This is a genomic window from Bradyrhizobium sp. AZCC 1588 (assembly GCF_036924735.1).
In the GTDB taxonomy this organism is placed as follows: domain Bacteria; phylum Pseudomonadota; class Alphaproteobacteria; order Rhizobiales; family Xanthobacteraceae; genus Bradyrhizobium.
This window is the reverse complement of record NZ_JAZHSC010000001.1, coordinates 5,888,296-5,908,199: the sequence shown is the minus strand read 5'-3', so window position 1 is coordinate 5,908,199 and position 19,904 is coordinate 5,888,296. Positions and strand designations below refer to the sequence as shown.

14 protein-coding genes are annotated in these 19,904 nt (G+C 58.4%); 7 read left to right on the top strand and 7 right to left on the bottom strand.

Annotation, left to right across the window (positions count from 1 at the left end):
• Positions 1–41: 41 nt before the first annotated feature.
• The gene (locus tag V1277_RS27415) at positions 42–1,661 is read left to right on the top strand and encodes a glycosyltransferase family 39 protein (protein WP_334418989.1); all 1,620 of its coding nucleotides are present in this window, start codon (positions 42–44) and stop codon (positions 1,659–1,661) included.
• Positions 1,662–1,906: 245 nt separating this feature from the next.
• Here V1277_RS27415 and V1277_RS27410 read toward each other — a convergent pair whose 3' ends face one another.
• The 4 genes from V1277_RS27410 to V1277_RS27395 all read right to left on the bottom strand — a co-directional run bounded on the left by V1277_RS27410 (position 1,907) and on the right by V1277_RS27395 (position 8,762).
• Positions 1,907–2,215: a ComEA family DNA-binding protein gene (locus tag V1277_RS27410; protein ID WP_334418988.1), complete on the bottom strand. Its 309-nt coding sequence runs from the start codon at positions 2,213–2,215 to the stop codon at positions 1,907–1,909.
• Positions 2,216–2,802: 587 nt separating this feature from the next.
• The gene (locus V1277_RS27405) at positions 2,803–4,428 is read right to left on the bottom strand and encodes an efflux transporter outer membrane subunit (protein ID WP_334418987.1); all 1,626 of its coding nucleotides are present in this window, start codon (positions 4,426–4,428) and stop codon (positions 2,803–2,805) included.
• A gap of 1 nt (position 4,429) precedes the next feature.
• Entirely contained in the window at positions 4,430–7,573 is a 3,144-nt protein-coding gene (locus tag V1277_RS27400) for a multidrug efflux RND transporter permease subunit (protein ID WP_334418986.1), read from the bottom strand.
• A 16-nt stretch (positions 7,574–7,589) separates the two neighbouring features.
• Positions 7,590–8,762 carry an efflux RND transporter periplasmic adaptor subunit gene (locus V1277_RS27395; protein WP_334418985.1) on the bottom strand — a complete coding sequence of 391 codons (1,173 nt, stop codon included), beginning with the start codon at positions 8,760–8,762 and terminating at the stop codon, positions 7,590–7,592.
• A gap of 627 nt (positions 8,763–9,389) precedes the next feature.
• On the opposite strand from V1277_RS27395, the gene V1277_RS27390 reads away from it, so the two are divergent.
• Positions 9,390–10,064 carry a response regulator transcription factor gene (locus tag V1277_RS27390; RefSeq protein WP_334418984.1) on the top strand — a complete coding sequence of 225 codons (675 nt, stop codon included), beginning with the start codon at positions 9,390–9,392 and terminating at the stop codon, positions 10,062–10,064.
• A 23-nt stretch (positions 10,065–10,087) separates the two neighbouring features.
• Positions 10,088–11,431, top strand: coding sequence for a sensor histidine kinase (locus tag V1277_RS27385; RefSeq protein ID WP_334418983.1), 1,344 nt, complete (start codon positions 10,088–10,090; stop codon positions 11,429–11,431).
• Between the two features lie 4 nt (positions 11,432–11,435).
• Here V1277_RS27385 and V1277_RS27380 read toward each other — a convergent pair whose 3' ends face one another.
• Positions 11,436–11,999, bottom strand: coding sequence for a glyoxalase superfamily protein (locus tag V1277_RS27380; RefSeq protein ID WP_334418982.1), 564 nt, complete (start codon positions 11,997–11,999; stop codon positions 11,436–11,438).
• Between the two features lie 263 nt (positions 12,000–12,262).
• Between V1277_RS27380 and V1277_RS27375 the strand changes: the two genes are divergently transcribed.
• Positions 12,263–12,580 carry a hypothetical protein gene (locus tag V1277_RS27375; RefSeq protein ID WP_334418981.1) on the top strand — a complete coding sequence of 106 codons (318 nt, stop codon included), beginning with the start codon at positions 12,263–12,265 and terminating at the stop codon, positions 12,578–12,580.
• Positions 12,581–12,863: 283 nt separating this feature from the next.
• Here the strand turns inward: V1277_RS27375 and V1277_RS27370 are convergent, their stop codons facing one another.
• Complete coding sequence (locus V1277_RS27370) at positions 12,864–13,169, bottom strand: hypothetical protein (RefSeq protein ID WP_334418980.1); 306 nt, start codon at positions 13,167–13,169, stop codon at positions 12,864–12,866.
• A 1,423-nt stretch (positions 13,170–14,592) separates the two neighbouring features.
• Here V1277_RS27370 and V1277_RS27365 point away from each other — a divergent pair.
• Positions 14,593–14,796 (top strand): hypothetical protein, encoded by a 204-nt coding sequence (locus tag V1277_RS27365; protein WP_334418979.1) that lies wholly within the window; start codon positions 14,593–14,595, stop codon positions 14,794–14,796.
• 1,087 nt (positions 14,797–15,883) lie between these two features.
• On the opposite strand, the gene V1277_RS27360 is transcribed toward V1277_RS27365, so the two are convergent.
• The gene (locus V1277_RS27360) at positions 15,884–16,441 is read right to left on the bottom strand and encodes a TetR/AcrR family transcriptional regulator (protein ID WP_334418978.1); all 558 of its coding nucleotides are present in this window, start codon (positions 16,439–16,441) and stop codon (positions 15,884–15,886) included.
• A 52-nt stretch (positions 16,442–16,493) separates the two neighbouring features.
• On the opposite strand from V1277_RS27360, the gene V1277_RS27355 reads away from it, so the two are divergent.
• Together V1277_RS27355 and V1277_RS27350 are read left to right on the top strand one after the other, a co-directional pair.
• Entirely contained in the window at positions 16,494–18,038 is a 1,545-nt protein-coding gene (locus tag V1277_RS27355; protein WP_334418977.1) for an MFS transporter, read from the top strand.
• A gap of 2 nt (positions 18,039–18,040) precedes the next feature.
• Positions 18,041–19,831, top strand: a complete 1,791-nt coding sequence (locus V1277_RS27350) for an ABC transporter ATP-binding protein (protein WP_334418976.1) — start codon at positions 18,041–18,043, stop codon at positions 19,829–19,831.
• Positions 19,832–19,904: the final 73 nt, after the last annotated feature.

The window sequence follows — 19,904 nt, the reverse complement described above, 5'->3', positions numbered from 1 at the left end:
AACATCCGCGCTGTTAGCGGACTAACTTTCCAATAGATGGCATGTTTATAGATTTTTCATTCCGGGCGGCGGCAAAACGGTCGGATCGTTGCCCGGCGCCGTGGCGCCGCCCCTTGATCCAATGGCTGGATGGGGTCGAGGCGGGATGGTCCATTCCGCTACTGCTCGTTTGCTTTGTCGCTGTCTGGATGGCGTATCTGTCGATCTCATACCTGGGCGCTGGGCTTCACCCAGACGTGCTGGAAACCTGGACGTTCGGGAGAACCCTTGCATGGGGTAATCCCAAGCATCCACCCTTGATGGGCTGGGTCACCCGTGCCTGGACGACCGTATTCCCCTTGACCGATTGGTCGCTGCAGCTGATGGCGATGACTAACGCGGCCTTGGGGCTTTGGTTTGTCGACCGGATTTCAAAGCGCCTGGTCGTCGGACACAAACGGCTGATCGTGCTCCTCCTCTTGATGCTGACGCCCGCCTACCAGTTTCATGCTCAGCGCTTCAATGCCAATACAGTCTTGCTAGCGACCTGGCCGCTTGCGACCTACTGCTTCCTGCGGGCATTTGAAACGAAGAAGGCCTTTTGGGCTATTGCGGCGGGATTGTCGGCGGCGCTCACCATATTGGGAAAGTATTACTCCGTCTTTCTGATCGCGAGTTTTGCGTTTGCCGCGATTGCCCATCCGCATCGCCGGGCCTATCTCTTGTCCGCTTCGCCCTGGATTTCCGTCGCTGTCGGCTCGGTCGCGCTATCGCCACATCTGTACTGGCTCGCCACCACGGGCGCTGCGCCCGTCCATCATGCACTGACACACGCCGGCGTCGATGCATTGACCTCATTGCGTGATGCCGCCGCGTTCCTGCTGGGTCTTGCCGCCGCCATGGGCGTTTCCGCGGTCACCTGGATAATGATCGCTGGATATCGCCTAAAGCGCATGCCCCGTGAACTTGCCGCCATGAGTCCAAACCTTGTTCTCCTTGGGTTCATCGCCATCGGTACGATCGGGCTGCCGATCGCTGTGGCCCTGTTGATGAGAACAGACCTGCCGTCTTTGTGGGCGCTGCAAGGACTGTTCCTGTTCGCCGTCGTCATCGTGTGCAGCACGAGCTATCCAATCGAACGATTCTACACGGTGAATGCAACGGTCCTTGTTGCCGCAATTGCTGCGACCGCGGTCATCGTTGCAGCTCCTGTCCATGCGATCTATCGCAATAGATGCGGCTACAAGGAAGACCGGAATTTCTATCATCGGGCAGCAAAAGAGCTTACCCGCCAGTGGCGCGCATTGACAGGAAGCCGCCTCACCGTCATTGGAGGAAATGACAGCCTCGGACTTGCGACCGCCTTCTACAGTCCTGACCATCCGCACTATGGCCGGCCTGTTGCATATCAGTACGCGCTGGAACTGCCCCGCGGTATAGCGCTGGAGAACGGTTGGGCAGCCTTATGTTTCGAGCACCAGTCCGATTGCATAGACGAGATGCAGCGCATGACCAAAGACCACACTGTTATCACCCGTAAGCTTACGCTTCAGTCCCGGTTGTTCGGTATGCCCGGCGTTGTTCGAACCGTTGTGGCATTCATGGTGGTGCCGCGGGGCACTTTGGCACGAGATGCCGATCCAAAGCCCGTGAACGCCTCAGCTCGGCCTCAAGACGATTGATGTTTGAAGGGGCGCCTACTCTTCGTCACTCACTTGACTGCCGTATCAGCGTTGAGATCCGCTCACTCCGGCGATCACGCAATATCTTCGGGGATATGGGCTATACTTGACCGTATCCTGACGCCGGCATGATCTGGAATGCCTTGTTGAGTTCGCTGAAACATCTGGCCATCGGTGCTCAGTCTACCAGACGAACACACTTCCACCTGAACCCACACCTACGAAGTACGACGATCTCAATCTGATTAGAACGTTACACGATCCCTAATCTCTTTCAGGGAGAAGGACGGAACGAGCCTGCGAGCAACGAAGTCGTCCCAGTCTTTGAACGGATTGTTCTTTCGCTTCTCGATAATTGCCGACACGCTATCGCTTCCGAGACGAGGAAGGCGGGCCAGCTCCTCCGCTGGCGCGCTATTTAGATTGATCTTGTTGGTCTCGCCAAGGGTTTGGGGTGGCACCTGAAGCGGTGGACCCGGAACTGATACCGACAGTGCGGTGACACCGAGTGCCGCAAACGTCGCTAGTGCAAGCAAATTCAGCCTTGGCATCATGAGACCCCGTCCGTGACTACAATGCCACCAACCCCGGGGATGCAGATCTATAAGGGCCAGCTTGCAGCATGATTACGCCGTCTGCTCTTGATCTGCCCATCTAACGGGAGCCTGCACTGGCCTTCCAGCCCAAGCGAGGCAGGTTAAACGCAACCGTGAGCGTGGCTTGACCCAAGTCCGGCATCGGGCGATTTTGCAGACTTTAAAGCGGTTGCAGTTCAGCCCAGCACGCCGACAGCGGTCAGACGTGAACGCTCGAGGAGAACCAACCGCGATGCCGACATAACGCGCGGCCCCGCTCGCACCGGCTGCGCAGCGCCTCCTGTTCATGAAGACGTTCATCGCCCGCCTCGGTTGCAGCAGGCTTACAGCGATCCAGGGGGTGAGGACGACCGCCGTACTTGTGTTCGGTCAAAACCTGGTCAAGCACGCATGATGGATAGCGTTACAGCCCATCTGGTCATGTCTCCTTCGTGAAACTGCTCGGTAGGTGTCGTCTGGCAAGCCGCTTACACAGTGGTTCGGTCTCTCTAACGACCAAAACGACCCCTCCAGGGACTTAAGATCACGACGCACGACGATTAGACTCATTGTCTGTTTGGTCGCGATGATGCTGACCAAGGCGATGGCATATGCGGGCCTGTATTTGCGTCCATGATTTCTGGGCGCGAAACATCAATTCCGCCGTCCCAGCCGCCTCCGAGCGCCTTGCCTAATGCAATATAATCGGCTGCGAATGCCATCCGAGTTTGAAGTAAGGCTTCTTCCGCGCCATAGAGCGATCGTTGAGCATCGAGGACGTTCAAAAAGCTTGCGGAACCTGTCTGATAGAGCGATCGCGATAGATTTGCCGCTTCACGATATGAGGATACCGACGCCGTGAGCTTCCTGATTCTGGCTTGATCCTTGGCAAACGCGACAATTGCGTTCTCGACGTCTTCCAGCGCAGTCAGAACTGCGCTTTGATAAACTAGGAATTGTTGGTCCCGCCGCGCGCCAGCAGCGTCGACGGCAGCGACCAGCGCGCCGGCATTGAAAACCGGTACGCTCACGGTTGGACCGAACGACCAGCCGATCGACGAAGCCTTGGCGAGATCGCCGATTTCTGTTCCGGACGTGGCGATATTGCCGGCTAGTCTGACGCTCGGATAACGTGCTGCTTCCGCCCGGCCGATCCGTGCTGTCGCCTGTGCAAGTAAGCGTTCGGCAAGCCGGACATCGGGCCGCGAAAGTAAGACATTGGCCGGTATTCCCGCGGCAATGGGCAGCCGAGGCGAGGGAATCGGAGCCGCTTTCCCTAGCAAATTGACAACAGCAGCTGGTTCCCTACCGATCAATATCCCGATCCGATGCACGGCGTTTGCGCGCAGGATCTCGATCGTCGGAATGTTGGCTTCAGTGCTGCTCGCTATTCCCTCGGCGTTTGACAAATCGACCGCAGAGGCAGCGCCTGCTTCGAGCTTGGTCCGGGTCAGCGCGGCGGTTTCGCGTTGCGCCCGTGCGGTCCGCTGCGCGAGCAAAATTCGCGCTTCGTGTCCGCGGAAATTTACGTAATTGAGTGCGACATCGCCAATAAGAGTCAACAAGACGGCATCGAGCTGGTCTTCGGCGGCATCGACGCCATACCAGGCCGCCTCTGCATTTCGGCGATCTGCTCCGAAGAGGTCGAGTTCCCAACTGGCGTCGAGACCAGCCTGGAAAAGATTATTGATACCGCCGGCGCCTCCATAGCTGCCGCTTGGCAGGATGCCGGTTTCAGCGCCGATAGCGCCACCTAGAGGCACTCCACCGATTTGGGTCCGTCTAGCAAGCGACGTGGCCGTGATGGACGGCAGCAGGCCTGCGCTAACCTGGCGGTAGTTGGCTCGCGCCTCGCGCACACGTAACATTGCGGTCGCCACATTAAGATTTCCTGCAACCGCGTTCTCGATGAGCGTGTTCAACACTGGATCGCGCAGGCTTCGCCACCATCGTCCGGGCTGAGACGAAGCGACAGACCCCGGCAGCTTGCCGTTCCACCGCGCCGGAACCCCGACTTGCGAGGTCGTGTAGTCCGGACCTACGGCGCACCCTGCAAGCGACAGGACGATGAACGCAGCAAAGATAAAGGAGGAAGCCCGGCTCGCGGGGCAAGCCTTGCGAGCCGGCCCGCAGTTGGTACGGGTACCGTCTGCAGGTTCGGCATTTACCTGAAAGCGATTGTCGGAAACCAATTCATTCGCTCCTGCGCAACGGAGCCGATTGGTGGAGCGACATTCGATTGCGGAGCCGCGCCAAGCGCCGGACCATGTCCATGACGACGATAAAGAAGACCGGCACTAGGAGCAGCGCGAGGACTGTGGCCGATATCATGCCCCCGAAGACACTCGTCCCAATCGCCTGTTGCGTCTCAGAACTCGCCCCGCGCGCGAGCATCATAGGCACAACTCCCAGCGCGAAGGCGAGTGATGTCATCAGAATTGGCCGCAGGCGCAGACGAGAGGCCTGCACAACCGCCTGCCTCAGTCCGCGACCATCGTCCTTCAGCATCTTCGCGAATTCGACAATGAGGATCGCATTCTTAGCGGACAGCCCGATAATGGTGATCAATCCCACGGTAAAGAACACATCATTGGGCTGACCACGCAGCAACGCGGCGGCAACGGCGCCGACGACGCCGAGCGGAACGACCAGCATGACAGACAGTGGAATCGACCAACTCTCGTAAAGCGCCGCCAGAACCAGGAAGACAACCAATATCGAAAGCGCCAGCAAAATGGGTGCCTGTGCTCCAGCCTGCTTTTCCTGAAAAGACTGGCCAGTCCACTCTACGGCGAATCCGCCCGGCAACTGCGTCGCCAGCCGCTCCATCTCAGCCATGGCTGCGCCACTGGACACGCCAGGCGCGGCGTTTCCGGCTATCCGCGTAGCGGCATAACCATTGTACCGGATGAACTGGAGCGGCGATGTCTGCCAAACGGGCGTCACGACCTCCGACAAGGAGATCATGCCGCCGGCTGCATTGCGAAGATGAAGTTTCAGCACATCGTCGACCTGCATGCGCGCGGGCGCGTCGGCCTGGACGATCACCTGTTGAAGGCGACCGGCATTTGGAAAATCGTTGACATAGAACGATCCCATCGCGGTGGTCAGCGCCTGATTGATCGCATCGAACGTCACTCCGAATGCTTCGGCCTTCTGACGGTCGATCTTTAATGTCACGCTTGGACCAGTCGGCAGGCCTTCAGCATAGACACCAACAACCAGCTTGCTTTGCGCCGCCAGCTCGATCAGCTTGGTCTGCGCCTCCATCAATGCAGCGTGTCCGCGGTTGGCGCGATCCTCCAGTCGCAGCGAGAACCCCGAGGTATTTCCCAGCGCTTCGATTGCCGGCGGTTTCAGGCTCATCACGGTGCCCTCGGGAACCCGCGTCATGGCCGTCGTCGCACTCTCGACCTCCCGATCCACGGTATGCCCATTGCGCTTGCTCCAGTCCTTCAACGTGGTGAACGCAATCGCGACATTCGGACCAGACCCGCTGAAGCCATATCCTATGATCGAGAGACTTCTGTCGACAGCGTGGCGTTTGGTGATGTATCCGTCAAACATATCTATGGCCGCTCGTGTGCGTTCCGCGGTCGCATCGGCGGGAAGTTGAAAAGTCGTGAGAAAGCTTCCTTGGTCCTCCTCCGGGACAAAGGAGGACGGCAGTTGGACGAATGCGTAGCCGAGCACCACGACAATGGCGGCGTAACTCAGCATCGCGCGGCCAGTGCGCCGGGTGATTCTCGACACCCACCCTCCGTAGCTGGACGTCAGGTTGGCGAGTATCCGGTTGAACCAGCGGAAGAAGTACGAGGACTCGTGGCGCCCCTGCCCTGCCGGCTTGAGCAACGCCGCACAAAGCGCAGGCGTCAATGATAGCGCCAGGAATGCGGAGATCAGGATTGAGACAGCCATCGACACCGTGAATTGCCGATAGATTGCGCCAACGGAGCCCGTTGCGAGTCCCATCGGAATGAAGACGGCCGCTAGAACAAGTGTGATGCCGATAACAGCCCCGGTGATCTCGCGCATGGCCTTCTGTGTTGCCTCCTTAGGCGGAAGGCCCTCGCCAGCCATGATGCGCTCAACATTCTCGACGACCACGATAGCGTCATCGACAATGATCCCGATCGCCAGCACCATGCCAAACATCGTAAGAACGTTGATCGAAAATCCGATCGCCCACATGACCGCAAGCGTTCCGAGTATGGCGATCGGAGCGACAATGGCTGGTATCAGGGTGTATCGGACATTTTGCAGGAATAGGAACATGACCAAGAACACCAGCACCATTGCTTCGAGGAGCGTATGGAGCACTTTCTCAATCGATACTTTCACGAATGCGGAGGTGTCATATGAAACGGAATAGGTCATCCCCTGGGGCATCGCGGGGGCAAGCTCGGCCAGCCGCTTGCGCACAGCATCTGCCGTCCGAACGGCGTTGGCGCCAGGAGCCAATTGAATGCCGGCTGCCGCCGCGGGACTGCCGTTCTCGCGCGTTGCAAAGTTGAGGCTCTGCGCGCCGAGCTCCACTCGTGCAACATCACTCAGCAGGACCCTGCTTCCGTCCGGGTTTGCACGTAGGATGATCGCGGCAAATTGCTCCTGGGTCTGAAGCTGACCCTCGACGACTAAAGGGACAGCAACCTTCTGGCCCGCCACCGCCGGCTCTGCTCCGACGCGACCTGGCGCCACAGGGGCGTTCTGCGCTTGAATCGCAGCCGTCACATCTTCCAATGACAAACCGTAGGAGATGAGCTTGCCGGGCTCGATCCAAACACGCATGGCTCGTTCGGTGCCGAACGATTGCACGCGACCGACCCCTGGGAGCCGCTTCAATTCCTCGAGCAAGTTTCGGGTCATATAGTCGCCTAGCGCCAGCTCATCATGCCGCCCATCGCCAGCAGTCAGCGAAACGATCATGAGGAAGCTCGCGTCGGCAGACTCGACGCTAACACCGGTTCTGCGAACCGCTTGAGGCAGTCGCGGCTCGATCGCTTTAAGGCGATTCTGGACATCGACCTGAGCGAGATCGGGTGGCGTTCCGGGCTGAAAGGTCGCTGTGATCGTGGCTGTACCGGAGGTATCGGCAGTCGACTCGAAATAGAGCAGATGCTTGACGCTCGACAGCTCCCGCTCGATCAAGCTGATGACACTATCATTGATGGTCTGCGGTGTGGCTCCGGGATAGATCGCCGAGATGCTTACGCTTGGGGGCGCGATCACAGGAAAACGAGCGACTGGCAGTTGCGGAAACGCGACTAGCCCGGAGAGCGCGATGAAAATCGCGATGACCCATGCAAAGACGGGACGCTCAATGAAAAACTGCGGCATTGCCCGACTTTCCGCCTCAGTCTTGCATCGACGCCGCGGACCTCGAAGCGGTCCTGATTTCGAGGGTCGCGCCGCCCCTCACCCGATCCTGGCCCTCGACAACGACGATGTCTCCAGACTTAAGCCCGTCTGTCACGATATACTGACGGTCGACAATCTCGCCGACCGCTACCTTCCGAACTTCGCCCTGCCTTTCTGCGTTGACGACGACGACCTGCGGCTGGCCATCTGCATTGCGCACCACGGCCTGTTGCGGCACAAGCAGAACCCCATGACGGATCGCGCGCGGCACCCTTGCACGGACATACATGCCGGGCAGCAGTATCCGGCTCGAATTGTCGACGAGAACGCGCACAGCCACGTTGCCGGTTGTTGGATCAACGCTGATGTCGGAGAACAGCGCACGTCCCGACACTGGATATGGCTTGCCGCCTGCAGTGAGGATCGCCACCGGCAGCTTCGAAGCATCTTCCACTCCTCCAGACCGTGCGGCCGGAGCCACCCGATCAATCTGTGAAGCGGGCCGACGCACGTCGACGTAGACCTGATCAATCTGCTGTATGCTCGCCATGGTTTTCGCGTCGGATGCGGCGACCAATGCTCCCTCGCTCACAAGCGCTGGTCCAACTTTTCCGGAAATCGGGGCTCTTATCGTCGCGAAATCGAGCTCGATCCGGCGGCGCTGCAAGGTCGCCTGCGCGCCTGCGACATTTGCCTTCGCTTGTGCAAGTTGGGCGACCGTGTCGTCATACGACTCCCGGCTGACCGCCAGGCTCTCGACCAGCTTTTTCTTCCGTTCAAACTGATTTTGTTCGCGGATAAGCGCGGCCTCCGCATGTTCTAAAGCGGCAACGGCACTATCGACGTCAGCCTTGAAAGGCAACGGACTGATCTGGAAGAGCGGCTGTCCAGCTGTGACTTCCATTCCTTGTTCAAAAAGCCGCTTCTCGACGATTCCACCGACCTGCGCTCGAATCTCTGCAGTACGGAATGCCGAGACGCGGGCCGGCAGCTCATCAACAAGCGTTACCGTACTGGGCTCGACTACTGTGACTGATACAGTCGCTTTGGCACCGTCTCGCGCCGCTTCACCGTGACTATCTGCAGGCGATTGTCCGTTGCATGCGACCAAGACCAGCGCGAAACCCACGCTGATAAGACGTCCGAGACGAAGATTGCGAGTTGTCATGACTATTCTGAGCAATCAGCGCCAGATGCTGAGACAGACGGTGCGCTCTTCTCGGGGCTTACTATGGTCATTCCTTTAGCTCCGCACTATGTGACCGGGACAGCTTCAACTGCAACAACGGCCGCACTATCCGGCGAAGCATTGCCGTTAGATTACGTGTGTTGGTCTGCGCCACGTAATACGTCCGCAATCGATCAGTCGCAGTGTGAGATGAACTCGGTACTGTCTGAGGCGTGTCCGCGACACTTGGTAACGGGAAGATCGCACGAGCGAGACCTAAGCATCTGGTACGCGCATCCTGCGGACCGAACGCGCAAGTCGTGCCCGCGGGAAACGTTGGCTGCCTATGGACTAAGTCGAACAAGTGCTCGTAGCCACCGGCAAACCCTTTCGGGGTTGATCTATCGAAATTTCGGAATGCTGCCCTGGTCGATGAAGAGCCATCGAGTGCAGCACGCCATGCAATTAGCTGTAGAACCGTGGAGGGTAAGCAGTATGTATCTTCGAGACCTATTCCGTGCGGCTCAGCCAGGGCGCCAGGCAGCACACGATCCGACAGACAACCGTAATCCTGCTGTAATGTTGCCGTCATCTTTTGAGCATTCGGCGCCCCCGCTGGAGAACGATTTGAGAACGTTAGTCGTCGAAGATGACCAACAGTTAGGTCCTTGGTTGCAGAAAACCCTTGCGACCACGATGGGCGGAGCAGACCTCGTCGCAACGCTCGACGAGGCCTTGGCTGCCATTGCAGTTCGTCAGTTTGATCTGATCGTGATCGATCGCCGGTTGCCAGACGGCGATGGCGTCGAGATGCTTACACGCTTGCGGCAGTTGCAGCCTCGTCCGGGCATACTCGTTTTGACAGCTCTCGACGATCCTAACGATATTGCGCGAGCGCTCGACGCGGGCGCGGACGACTACTTGGCGAAGCCTTTTGAACCTATCGAGCTCATCGCGCGCGCCAAGGCAGTAATCCGACGACTTCAACTTGATCAACGGGGCCAAGTGACGGTAGCCAACTTGACATTCGACATGATGTCGAGGACGGCGTTTGTCGATGGCCAGAGCGTTATCGTTCCTCGGCGCGAGCTCGCTTTACTGGAAGCGCTTGCGCGCCGGGCGGGCCAAGTGGTCTTGCGCGATACGTTGGAAGCGGCGGCATATGGTTTTGACGATGAAATTCAGTCCAACGCCATCGAGGCGCATGTCTCGCGCTTGCGTCGGCGACTGCAGGAAAGTGGGTGTAAGGCCACCATCAGATCGCTCCGTGGTCTCGGGTATCTATTGAGTGCTCCGCGATGAGCCATCTCCGCTCGATTACTTTGATGACCACTACGCTGTTGAGCGTCGTCATCACAGTAATAGTATTGTGCGCCGGCATCCTGCTCTTCAGTATCATAGGCGACGATGGCGGTTGGGCACAATATGACGCTGCCAGAGCTGTCAAGGCAGCCATTTATCGCGATCCACACGGCAAGCTCGTCGTCGACGCGAATAGCCAGCGAGCTGCGAAAGTAACCCCAACGCTTTCAGAATTTAAGCGGGATTTTTCTGGATTCTGGTACATTGTCTCGGATGGTACCAGTGTGGTGCAGTATGGACCTACGCCAGAACACCTTGTGGCAGGCATAGCGGATCGGCGAGATAAAGGTCTTTCTTCTGCATACGAAGCCCGTGGCGACTCGATGCGTCTGGTTCGCTCATCGTCGACAGACCAGACTGAAGCTGGCGAGATCCTTATTGAGGTCGGGGGCGCGGCCTATAGTGGAATACAAGTCGCAGTCAGTATGGTTAGGGACCCGCCCTTTATCGCCAGTTCCGTCCTTGTTCTTTTGATCGCAACGGTTCTTGCCGCAGTCGTAATTCTGCCAATACTGATCGCGCGGCCGGTGCGTCGGGTCGCGGCGGCTGCCGAAATGATCGACGGCTCCGGCGAAGGGATACGTCTTCCCGAGCAAAGCGCTCCCCTGGAACTCATCCCAATGGTCAGCGCCTTCAATCGCGCATTGGAGCGCATTGATGCGGCAGTTGCCGAGCAGCGGCGTTTTCTTTCCAACGCTGCACACGAATTGCGGACACCGCTGGCGCGAGCTCGAACGCGCCTAGAAGATATTGGTGATGAGACATTGAAGGCAGCACTCGTTGCAGATCTTCAGTCGCTATCCTCTACGGTAACGATGCTGTTGCAGTTGGCGCGGCTCTCATCGAGCCCCGTAGAATCCAAGGAAGTAGATCTAGTCGCCGTAACGAAACGTGTCGCCGCTGACCACGGCCCAGCGGCCCTATCTTCCGGCATCGAAATTGAATTCTCTGGCCCCGAAGAACCGGTGAGAACCAAGGGCTCCGACCAGGCCATCAGCATTGCGCTCTCCAATATCATTCGAAACGCGCTTCAGTATTCTCGTCAATGCCAGCGAGTCCTGGTCGAGGTGGATCCGACTGCGACGGTGCGCGTCATCGATCACGGACAGGGTATCAAACCTGAGGACAGAACCAGGGTGCTTGAACCGTTCGTCCGTCGACGACAGGATGGTGAAGGCACCGGACTTGGGCTCGCTATCGTTGCGCAAGTCATGGCGCTTCACAACGGCGGCGTAACAATCGAGAGTACACCCGGCGGTGGAACGACGGTCGTCCTGAAATTCTCCTTGAGCATCTCTGCGAGCTAACTCGCTAAGTCGCGCAGACCCGCTCGAGGTTGGCATGCGCCAGTTCCTGCCAGAAGCGAATGCGGTTTCCGAACGGGTCGCGCACTTCCATGACATCACCCTCAGGGTCTTGCTCGATCCCAGGTCGGCCAAAGCCGTGCTGCTTGTCGATAAGTTCGCGATAGAATGCCTGAATGCCGTGCATTGGCACGAGTACAGTCGACCCAGGACAAGCATCGCCGTGATGCTCGGTCAGATGAAGCCTCACGCCGGCTCGCGAGACACCCATATAGAGCGGCAGACGAGCCTCGAATCGATGCTCGAACTCTACGGCGAAACCGAGAAAGTCACAGTAGAACGCGCGCGCCTTGGCCTCGTCGAAGATTCGCAGAATCGGGATTGCCTGCAAGAATTCGAGAAGACGAGGCGGTTCCGCGTCCATCTTGACTGATGCTGTGGTCCAGTCGTCGTAACCGAAGGCAGCAGCAATTAGTTCAAGCGCGGTTAGATGAGGCATATCAATGTTGCGAGTTGCAAGCGCAAAGCGCAGCCGCTGAGCCATCGTCTTGGCCTGATCAATTGTCGGCACGGTAACCTCCCCTACCAGCGAAGCCAATCGATGCTCGTGTTGACGGCCAGAAAGCGGCAAAAAGCAATCATTGGAGCGAACCGGAAGGGTCCGCGCCCGACTTATTCAGCAACCAGGATTACCGGTACATTACAAACTCGCAGTGGAGACCGACTCGGAGGTCGTCTCACTGCCAAGCATCTCGCCGCCTTCGACGTCACACGTAATACTCAGGCAATGCAATGAACCTAGGTTCCGACCACAACATGTGCAAGGAGCCCCCAATGAAAAGACAGATCGTGATCGCAGCCGCAGCACTCATCGCCGCTACCTCATTTTCGTCATCATCCGCACATGCTGGTGATGGCGCAATCGCAGCAGGCGTGATCGGCGGCCTCGCGGTCGGCGCCCTCACCGGGGCCGCCATCGCGAACTCCCACCGCGTCCCCACCTACGTGTACGACGAGCATACTTATGTCCCCGTCTATCGCTCACCTCGGCGGGTTCATGTGTATCGCTATTATGAAGCTCCCTACTACCCCGACTATGGCTACTCGTCTGGCTACCAGGACGGGTACCGCGACGCCGCCTGGGATTGGTAATCTCGGTGGCTGGCGCCTCCATGGCCGGCGAGATGTGCTTCCCCACTTCGGGCCGTGCACATGGAGGCGACACTTTCTTTGAGTCAGTGAGTAGGCTCGTTCACGACAGCATGATCAGTAAGATTCGCGTCCGACCGCGCATTCCATGAGTGCCTTGACTGCCTGCAGCAAGAGACGATGCCCTCCCAATTGAAGACAAGCGCGTAGGACGAATAACGCCGATCAGTTGCGGTTTTCGAACGCGAGATCAACAAATCCGACTTGCTGGCTTTCGATCTCGCCATCAGGCCGATGACGTCAGATTGTAGCGGCCCCGAAACATGCACCATGCCGGATAGTCGCCGCAAAACTCAAAAAAATCATCGAAATATACGAGCCCCAGCTTTGTCAAACGAAAGATCATCGTATCTGTGGCCTCTCGTCCAAAGTGTGGTCCAAACGACAGGAGATCGTCACTACCGTCAAGCGGCTCACCAACCTCCATCGCGGTGAACAAATCGCCCAAATCAACCTGTCTCTCAGACAACGCCTTCCGGCGTACGATCAAACCGAATTCACTGGTGACGATGATGCTTGAATCATTTGTCATATGGAAGCGTGATCCCATTCGGAACGGTAATGGCTACATTATGGATCGGAGTACTCTGGATCGGCTGCATTATCATGCGCCATTGAGCGTGCCCCGATTGAACTAGCGCAGATTGAGGAACCGCAAAGTCAATGCGAACCGGCCCCGATCCGCTAGGTTGCGGTGCGCCCGGCAAAGTGACGTATACGCGGTCACCTCCTAACCCTGACTGGATAGCAGTTCCACCATTTTTCAACCAAGTCCCGGCCTCTTCAGGAGAAGTCCATCTTGATACGATAGCATAGCCGTCAGGAGTAGGTTCTTCGGACGCTCCTCGTCCACGCGGGTACACAGTGTAGTATCCTCTGCTTCCTCCGATGATTGATCCATTTTCCGTTGTGCGGTTGTTGATGGATCGCAGCTTCATGCACTCGGGCATGGCTGCGCTAGATTCGCTCCAGAGCTGAACCGTTCTTTTCCAGTCTTGGCGTCCCCATAGAGAGGAGCCGTAGCCTGTTCCGGTGGCAACGATGGTACTGGCCTTTTCAGGATGCCGCGAACAAGGCTGAATCGCTGTGTATCCACCCATACTCGACCCAACTAGGCGTGCTCGTGGAATCGATTGGCCATGCTTGACCCCGGCAACGTCCTCGACCGAGACCTCCAAACCAGAGTAGCTCAGCCCTTCAGGAACGTCATTGAGTGAAAGTTCGCGCGCATTGTACGTTATGCATCGCCGGTTGCGGGCGAAGTATCCAACCTGCAAATCCCAGGCCCGAGAGTCGGATTCGAATGCATGAAGGAGGACGATTGGACAACCGTGACCGTTCTCTTCAAAGTGCGGCTTCACTTTGCTCGAAACTGTGTAAGGCATTCCAATTGTCCCCATTCGAGTTCGTATCCCGCAGCACATGCATTATGAAGGACAGACGTCCGTGTAGGTGGTGTCGATCGCCGCCCGAGTGAATTTCGACACCCGGAGCGACGTACCGGTTCCGAGGCGATGATCCGAGATGAACAGCAAAACAACGCCCTTTGATCAAGGGGAACGGCGCATGACCTGTACTATGCCGGTGACATGGCGAGGCACGCTGGCTAGCAAGGGAACCATTTCCTTTATGCGAAAATAGTCGAAGCCTGTTGAGAGCTGATGACCCGCAACGTAGGGAGCCCTGCACTGGAACCCGCGCGGGCTTTGGCTCGTGAGCCCTCGCTTTTGACTCGCGTTGTCGGGCAAATCGGTGGTTTGTATGCATACTCGGACAGCATGCCGCACGGCACTCACCCTTTGCGTCGGACATCAGACCCCCGATAATCTTCCATGTCAGCCGCCAGCCTTGAAATGATCGGCAGCGGGCTAATTTCGGAAAACCAGAAATTTCAATTGACTGGTTAGGCAAATCGCTGTTCTATGGGGCACCTGGGATGTTTCCAGGAGAATGTAATGTCCGACCAGTGTTCCGACCTCGTCGAGATTTCGAAGCTCAATGGCGATTTTAGGAGAAACTACGGAAAGGTTTTGGGCGCAATTCTCTATCTGCGCTCCGTCAGTGCCGCGCGCGGACGTTCTTGGTTTTGGGCCAGCTTGGTTTCCTTCGCTTGTTCTGCCGCGTTGGCTTGGCTGACGCGGCATGGCTGGTCGATGTGAACCTTGCTTTGGTCTCTGCAATCACCTCGTCCACCGTCTCGACGCGCACCGCCCTGTGACGGCCAAAGAGGCATCCGAAAGCGTCAGATATGGTTTCGCGATGCCTGACGCAGGTACCAGCACATAATCTTGAATCGCCTTATTGGTATCATCAAGCAGCAGGATGACGTTCAGGTCGGCGCGTACCTTGCCCCAGCGGGCTCTCCACTGCGAAGCATTGGTTGTGTTCCTCGTTCGCGTTTGCCGAATTACCTGAAATGCAATGATCTCGCATCTCCCGTTCAGTGTAAGCCCTCGACCATCCGGTGTGAGGCTTACCTGGACGCCAAGGTCGATGCTCAGGGGCTCCGCAACCTGCGCTGCTAGCTGTGATAATACATCGGACCCATGATTTCGCGCATCATACCAAACGCAGTCACGCGGTGCTTCATAGCCGATGAGCGCTTAGGCAGTTCGTTCTTCGTTATCGAGTTCGAGCATGACTTCAAGCGTCTCCTCGCCCTTTACGCCAGCCGCTTCTCTATTACTTTTTCGCAAGGGAATGCAGACCTCTCAGCCCATCGAAGCGATCGTACTACGGTAAGTATAGCCATTTAGGGTGATGCGGACAGGAGCGCGGACTTTGCCGAAGGTTTTTTTGGATCGAAGTTTATTGGAGTGAAGCACGCTTTGTCATCGCGATAGATTTGCGCGGTGAATTTTATGTTGCTCATCCAGTCCCTCTCGAAGCTCATAGTGGCAGGGTCCCGCAGCACGTTGGCGGCCTCGCCACGACTGAGATCTGCTGCTTCCCAACCTTCAGCACGATCTTCAGCACGGTGAGTGCAAGCTGCAAAGGGCTTTGTCGCAATTCTTTAGAGCTCAATGCGCCTTCGGCGTACGTAATGTTCGGGTAATCCACGTGAGGTCAGTTGTGCTCGCAGCGCGTGCTCGAAAGGAACAGAAATCATGCGGACGAATGACGATGGAGAAGCATATCGTATAGGTCTTCGCATCGCTGGCGCGAGCGCCGCCGTTTGCTGACGCGATCTCACCGACGGCGAAAGGACGTTCCCTTGTGGTCGAGCACTCGAATACAGACGGTAGTTCATCGGCTCGACGACGGACGGCCAGACTGAAGCGCGAGGATATCCGCGAAGGTCGACCTCCATTCGGATTCGGACACGTTCATAAGTCCGAAGCATCGCAACATGAAGATTCCTTCCGAAGCCAGGAACGCAAGGCGCGCGCGGCGCCCGCGTTTGGTCGAGATATCCAGCTTCTTCATGCGTCGCCGATACCATCGTTGCGCCCTTTCGCGATGTTCGGGTGTCTGGATGAGCGCTGCCATCAGAACGGCCGATCGGGCGTTGGAAACCTTGTCCATTTCCATGGTCGCTTCGATATAGCCGCGAACGTGAGTCATCGGATCAGGGTCTTTCCCGACCAGTTCGACGATCGCCTGGTCGAACTCAGCCTCCCACCGGTCAAACATAGCATTGATCAGTTGCTGCTTGGTTCCGAAGCAATATTGCACCCCGCCCTTGGTGATACCGGCAGCCTTGGCGACCGCATCGATGGTGAGGGCGGCAGCACCAATCTCACCCACGACAGCTTCCGCAGCGTCCAGCACCTTGTTGCGGTCAATTGTTCGAGGTCGACTCATTTCTCCTCTCCTTGAATTTCAATACGGACGTATTTATATCGGACCTCTCAGAATGGCAAGCGAGCTAGCCAAGCTGCTTCCACAGAGAACATCGGTGATTGTTATGGCTCTCGCAAATCGGTGGCTGGTCCTGGCCATCGTATCCAGTGCATTGCTCCTCATCGTCATAGACATGACGGTGCTCTATACGGCGCTGCCGCGCCTGACGCATGATCTTGGCGCGTCAGCCACTGAGAAGCTCTGGATCGTCAACGCTTACCCGCTAGTCGTTGCAGGATTGGTGCCAGGTCTCGGGACGCTGGGAGATCGGCTCGGCCACAGAAAGCTCTTCATCGGCGGTCTGGTCGTCTTTGGCCTCGCCTCGCTGGTCGCCGCCTATGCCTGGGCGCCTTCCATCCTGATTGCGGCGCGGGTTCTGTTGGCAATAGGCGCTGCGATGATGATGCCGGCGACCCTCTCCATCATCCGCCTGACCTTTATCGATGAGCGCGAGCGATCATTGGCGATCGGGATTTGGGCGGCAGTCGCGTCTGGCGGCGCTGCATTCGGTCCGATCGTGGGCGGTCTAGTGCTCGAATATTTCTGGTGGGGCTCGGTCTTCCTGATCAACGTGCCTATCGTGCTTGTCGCCTTGGTTCTTGGCGGGTTCGTTATTCCAGCGAGCGGAGGGCGGACCGATCGCCCGTGGGACCTGATTGCCTCGTTGCAGATCCTGACTGGTCTCGTTGGCGTCGTCTATGCGATCAAGGAACTCTCCAAGCCTGTATCCTCCTCTGGGAGCGTCGCAGCAGCCAGCCTCATTGGCGTGGTCGCGCTCGTTCTCTTTGTGCGGCGGCAAAACGGTTCGGCCCATCCGCTGATCGATTTCACATTATTCCGCGATCGTCGCTTCTCGGCGGGCGTGGCGACGGCATTGATCGCCTCTCTTGCTTTGGTGGGGGTCGAGCTCGTGGTGAGCCAGCGGCTCCAGCTCGTCCTCGGCTTATCGCCGTTGGAGGCGGGGCTGTTCATCCTGCCCATCCCTCTGGCCGCTTTCATCGGTGGTCCATTGACGGGCATTGCCCTGCCAAGGTGGGACGGTGAAGCAATCTTGTGGAGCGCCATCCTCGTGGCGGCCATCGGGCTCGCGGGATACCTTTTTCTGCACGACGCGGCGGAGATCTATCAGGTTGCGAGCCTGGCAGGATTAGGCATCGGCGCCGGCGCCGCGATGACAGCGGCTTCGAGCATGATCATGCTTTCAGCTCCGGCCGACCGTGCCGGTATGGCAGCCTCGGTCGAAGAGGTCTCGTACGAACTGGGCGGATCCCTCGGCATCGCCATCCTAGGCAGCCTCATGTCCGCCGTTTACTCCGCCTCTCTGATTTTGCCCGTGTCTTTGGGGGCGAGCGACATCGCCTATGACGGGCTCGACCAGGCGCTGATGGTGGCCGAACAGCTGCAAGGCCCGACTGCGGAGGACCTGCGGGCGCTCGCGCGTTCCGCCTTCGACCGGGCCTTCGTGGTCGTGATTGGCGTTGCGACGGCGATCCTTTTTGCCACGGCGCTCTTCCTCCGCCTGAGTGCCGGGCGCGCTCGCACGCTCGGCTGGAGATAGTCATGGCACGCGACAACGAGGAACCCGAGGATTTCTCATATCACGAGTTGGCGGCGAAGCACGTTGCGGCGCTCCGCATCCTCGGCCTGTTCAAGCCCTACATCGGCCGCGTTGCCGCGGTGCTACTTCTCATTCTGCTATCGACCATGGCCGGGGTCGCTGCGCCGTTTCTGCTGCGGGCGATCATCGACGACGCTCTCCCACACGGCAACCTCCGCCTGCTGACGCTTCTGGCGACCAGCCTGATCGCGGTGGCATGCTTGAGCGCCGCGATCACGGTGCTCCAGACTCTGGTCACATCCAAGGTCGGCCAGGCGATCATGCACGACCTGCGGGTGCGGGTTTACGCTTATCTGCAGTCGCTCTCGCTCGGATTCTTCACCGGGACGCGGACCGGCGAGGTGCAGTCGCGCATCGCCAGCGACATCGGCGGCCTGCAGGCGTTGGTCACCCACACCGCCAGCGACCTGACGCGCAACATCAGCACGGTGGTGATGACCACGGTCGCCATGCTGGTGCTCGAGTGGCGGCTGGCGCTGTTCTCCTTCGTCGTTCTGCCGGTCGCGATCTGGATCAGTCATCGTGTCGGACGCATCCGCGAAGCGATCACTTATGAGCAGCAGCTGCGGATTGCCGACATGTCGTCAGCTGTGCAGGAGTCGCTATCGATCTCCGGCATCATTCTCGCACGCACGATGGGCCGCACCCATCATCTGACTCGTCGCTTTATACGCACCTCGGAAGGCGTCGCGGCGCTCGAGGTGCGATCCCACACGGCCGGGCAGTGGGAATGGTCGCTGATCGATCTGGTGCTCCAGGCGCTGCCGGCGTTGACCTTGCTCATCGGGGGCTGGCTGATGAGCCAGGGCGCGGCGGTGACCATCGGCACCTTGGTCGCCATGATCGCGCTGCAGGAGCAACTCCTGTGGCCACTGGAGGAGGTGCTACAATCAGGAGTGGAGGTCCGGACGACGCGCGCCTTGTTCGCGCGCATTTTCGAGTATCTCGACCGGCCGGTCGAGATCACGGAGCGGCCCGATCCCGTTGTTTTGGAACGCGACCGCATTCGTGGGGCCGTGCGGCTCCACCATGTCACCTTTGGCTATGACAAAGCGCAGCCACCGATAATCTCCGGGCTCTCGATCGACATTCCCGCCGGATCCCATGTAGCGATCGTCGGCGCCACCGGATCAGGCAAGACGACGCTCGGCTATCTGCTGGCGCGGCTCTACGATGTCGATGCGGGCTCGATCAGCTATGACGGCGTCGATGTTCGCGACCTGAGCCTTGAGTCACTGACAGACATGCTCGGCGTCGTCACGCAGGAGGCTTATCTGCTCCATGCGAGCGTGTCGGACAATCTTCGCTTCGCCAAGCCGGAGGCTACGGATAAGGAATTGATCGCCGCCGCAAAGGTCGCGCAGATCCATGAGACGATATCGGCTCTCCCGGATGGTTACAATACTCTGGTGGGCGAACGCGGCTACCGCTTCTCCGGCGGCGAAAAACAGCGCCTTGCCCTCGCGCGCACGATCCTGCGCAATCCCCGCGTGCTCCTGATGGACGAGGCGACCAGCGCACTGGATACGGCAACCGAGTGGGCGATGTCGGCGGCGCTTGCCACGCTGGCCAAAGATCGCACGACCATCACCATCGCCCACCGGCTTTCCACTGTCCGGCACGCCGATCAGATCATCGTTCTGAATAAGGGCCGCGTTGTGGAGCGCGGCAACCATGATGAATTGCTCACCCTCAATGGCGCTTATGCGGAATTGGTACGCTCAGCGCTTTGAAGCCGCAGGCAGAGTCATGTCCCAGGAGAACAAACAAGGGAGGAGCGCTATGCCTCCCAGCGTTTTCTCGCAA

Excerpts from the sequence above, each read along its gene's own strand:
- V1277_RS27415 (WP_334418989.1), top strand. The coding sequence starts at position 42 with ATGTTTATAGATTTTTCATTCCGGGCGGCGGCAAAACGGTCGGATCGT.
- V1277_RS27410 (WP_334418988.1), bottom strand. The coding sequence starts at position 2,215 with ATGATGCCAAGGCTGAATTTGCTTGCACTAGCGACGTTTGCGGCACTC.
- V1277_RS27400 (WP_334418986.1), bottom strand. The coding sequence starts at position 7,573 with ATGCCGCAGTTTTTCATTGAGCGTCCCGTCTTTGCATGGGTCATCGCG.
- V1277_RS27395 (WP_334418985.1), bottom strand. The coding sequence starts at position 8,762 with ATGACAACTCGCAATCTTCGTCTCGGACGTCTTATCAGCGTGGGTTTC.
- V1277_RS27385 (WP_334418983.1), top strand. The coding sequence starts at position 10,088 with ATGACCACTACGCTGTTGAGCGTCGTCATCACAGTAATAGTATTGTGC.
- V1277_RS27375 (WP_334418981.1), top strand. The coding sequence starts at position 12,263 with ATGAAAAGACAGATCGTGATCGCAGCCGCAGCACTCATCGCCGCTACC.
- V1277_RS27370 (WP_334418980.1), bottom strand. The coding sequence starts at position 13,169 with ATGACAAATGATTCAAGCATCATCGTCACCAGTGAATTCGGTTTGATC.
- V1277_RS27365 (WP_334418979.1), top strand. The coding sequence starts at position 14,593 with ATGTCCGACCAGTGTTCCGACCTCGTCGAGATTTCGAAGCTCAATGGC.
- V1277_RS27360 (WP_334418978.1), bottom strand. The coding sequence starts at position 16,441 with ATGAGTCGACCTCGAACAATTGACCGCAACAAGGTGCTGGACGCTGCG.
- V1277_RS27355 (WP_334418977.1), top strand. The coding sequence starts at position 16,494 with ATGGCAAGCGAGCTAGCCAAGCTGCTTCCACAGAGAACATCGGTGATT.
- V1277_RS27350 (WP_334418976.1), top strand. The coding sequence starts at position 18,041 with ATGGCACGCGACAACGAGGAACCCGAGGATTTCTCATATCACGAGTTG.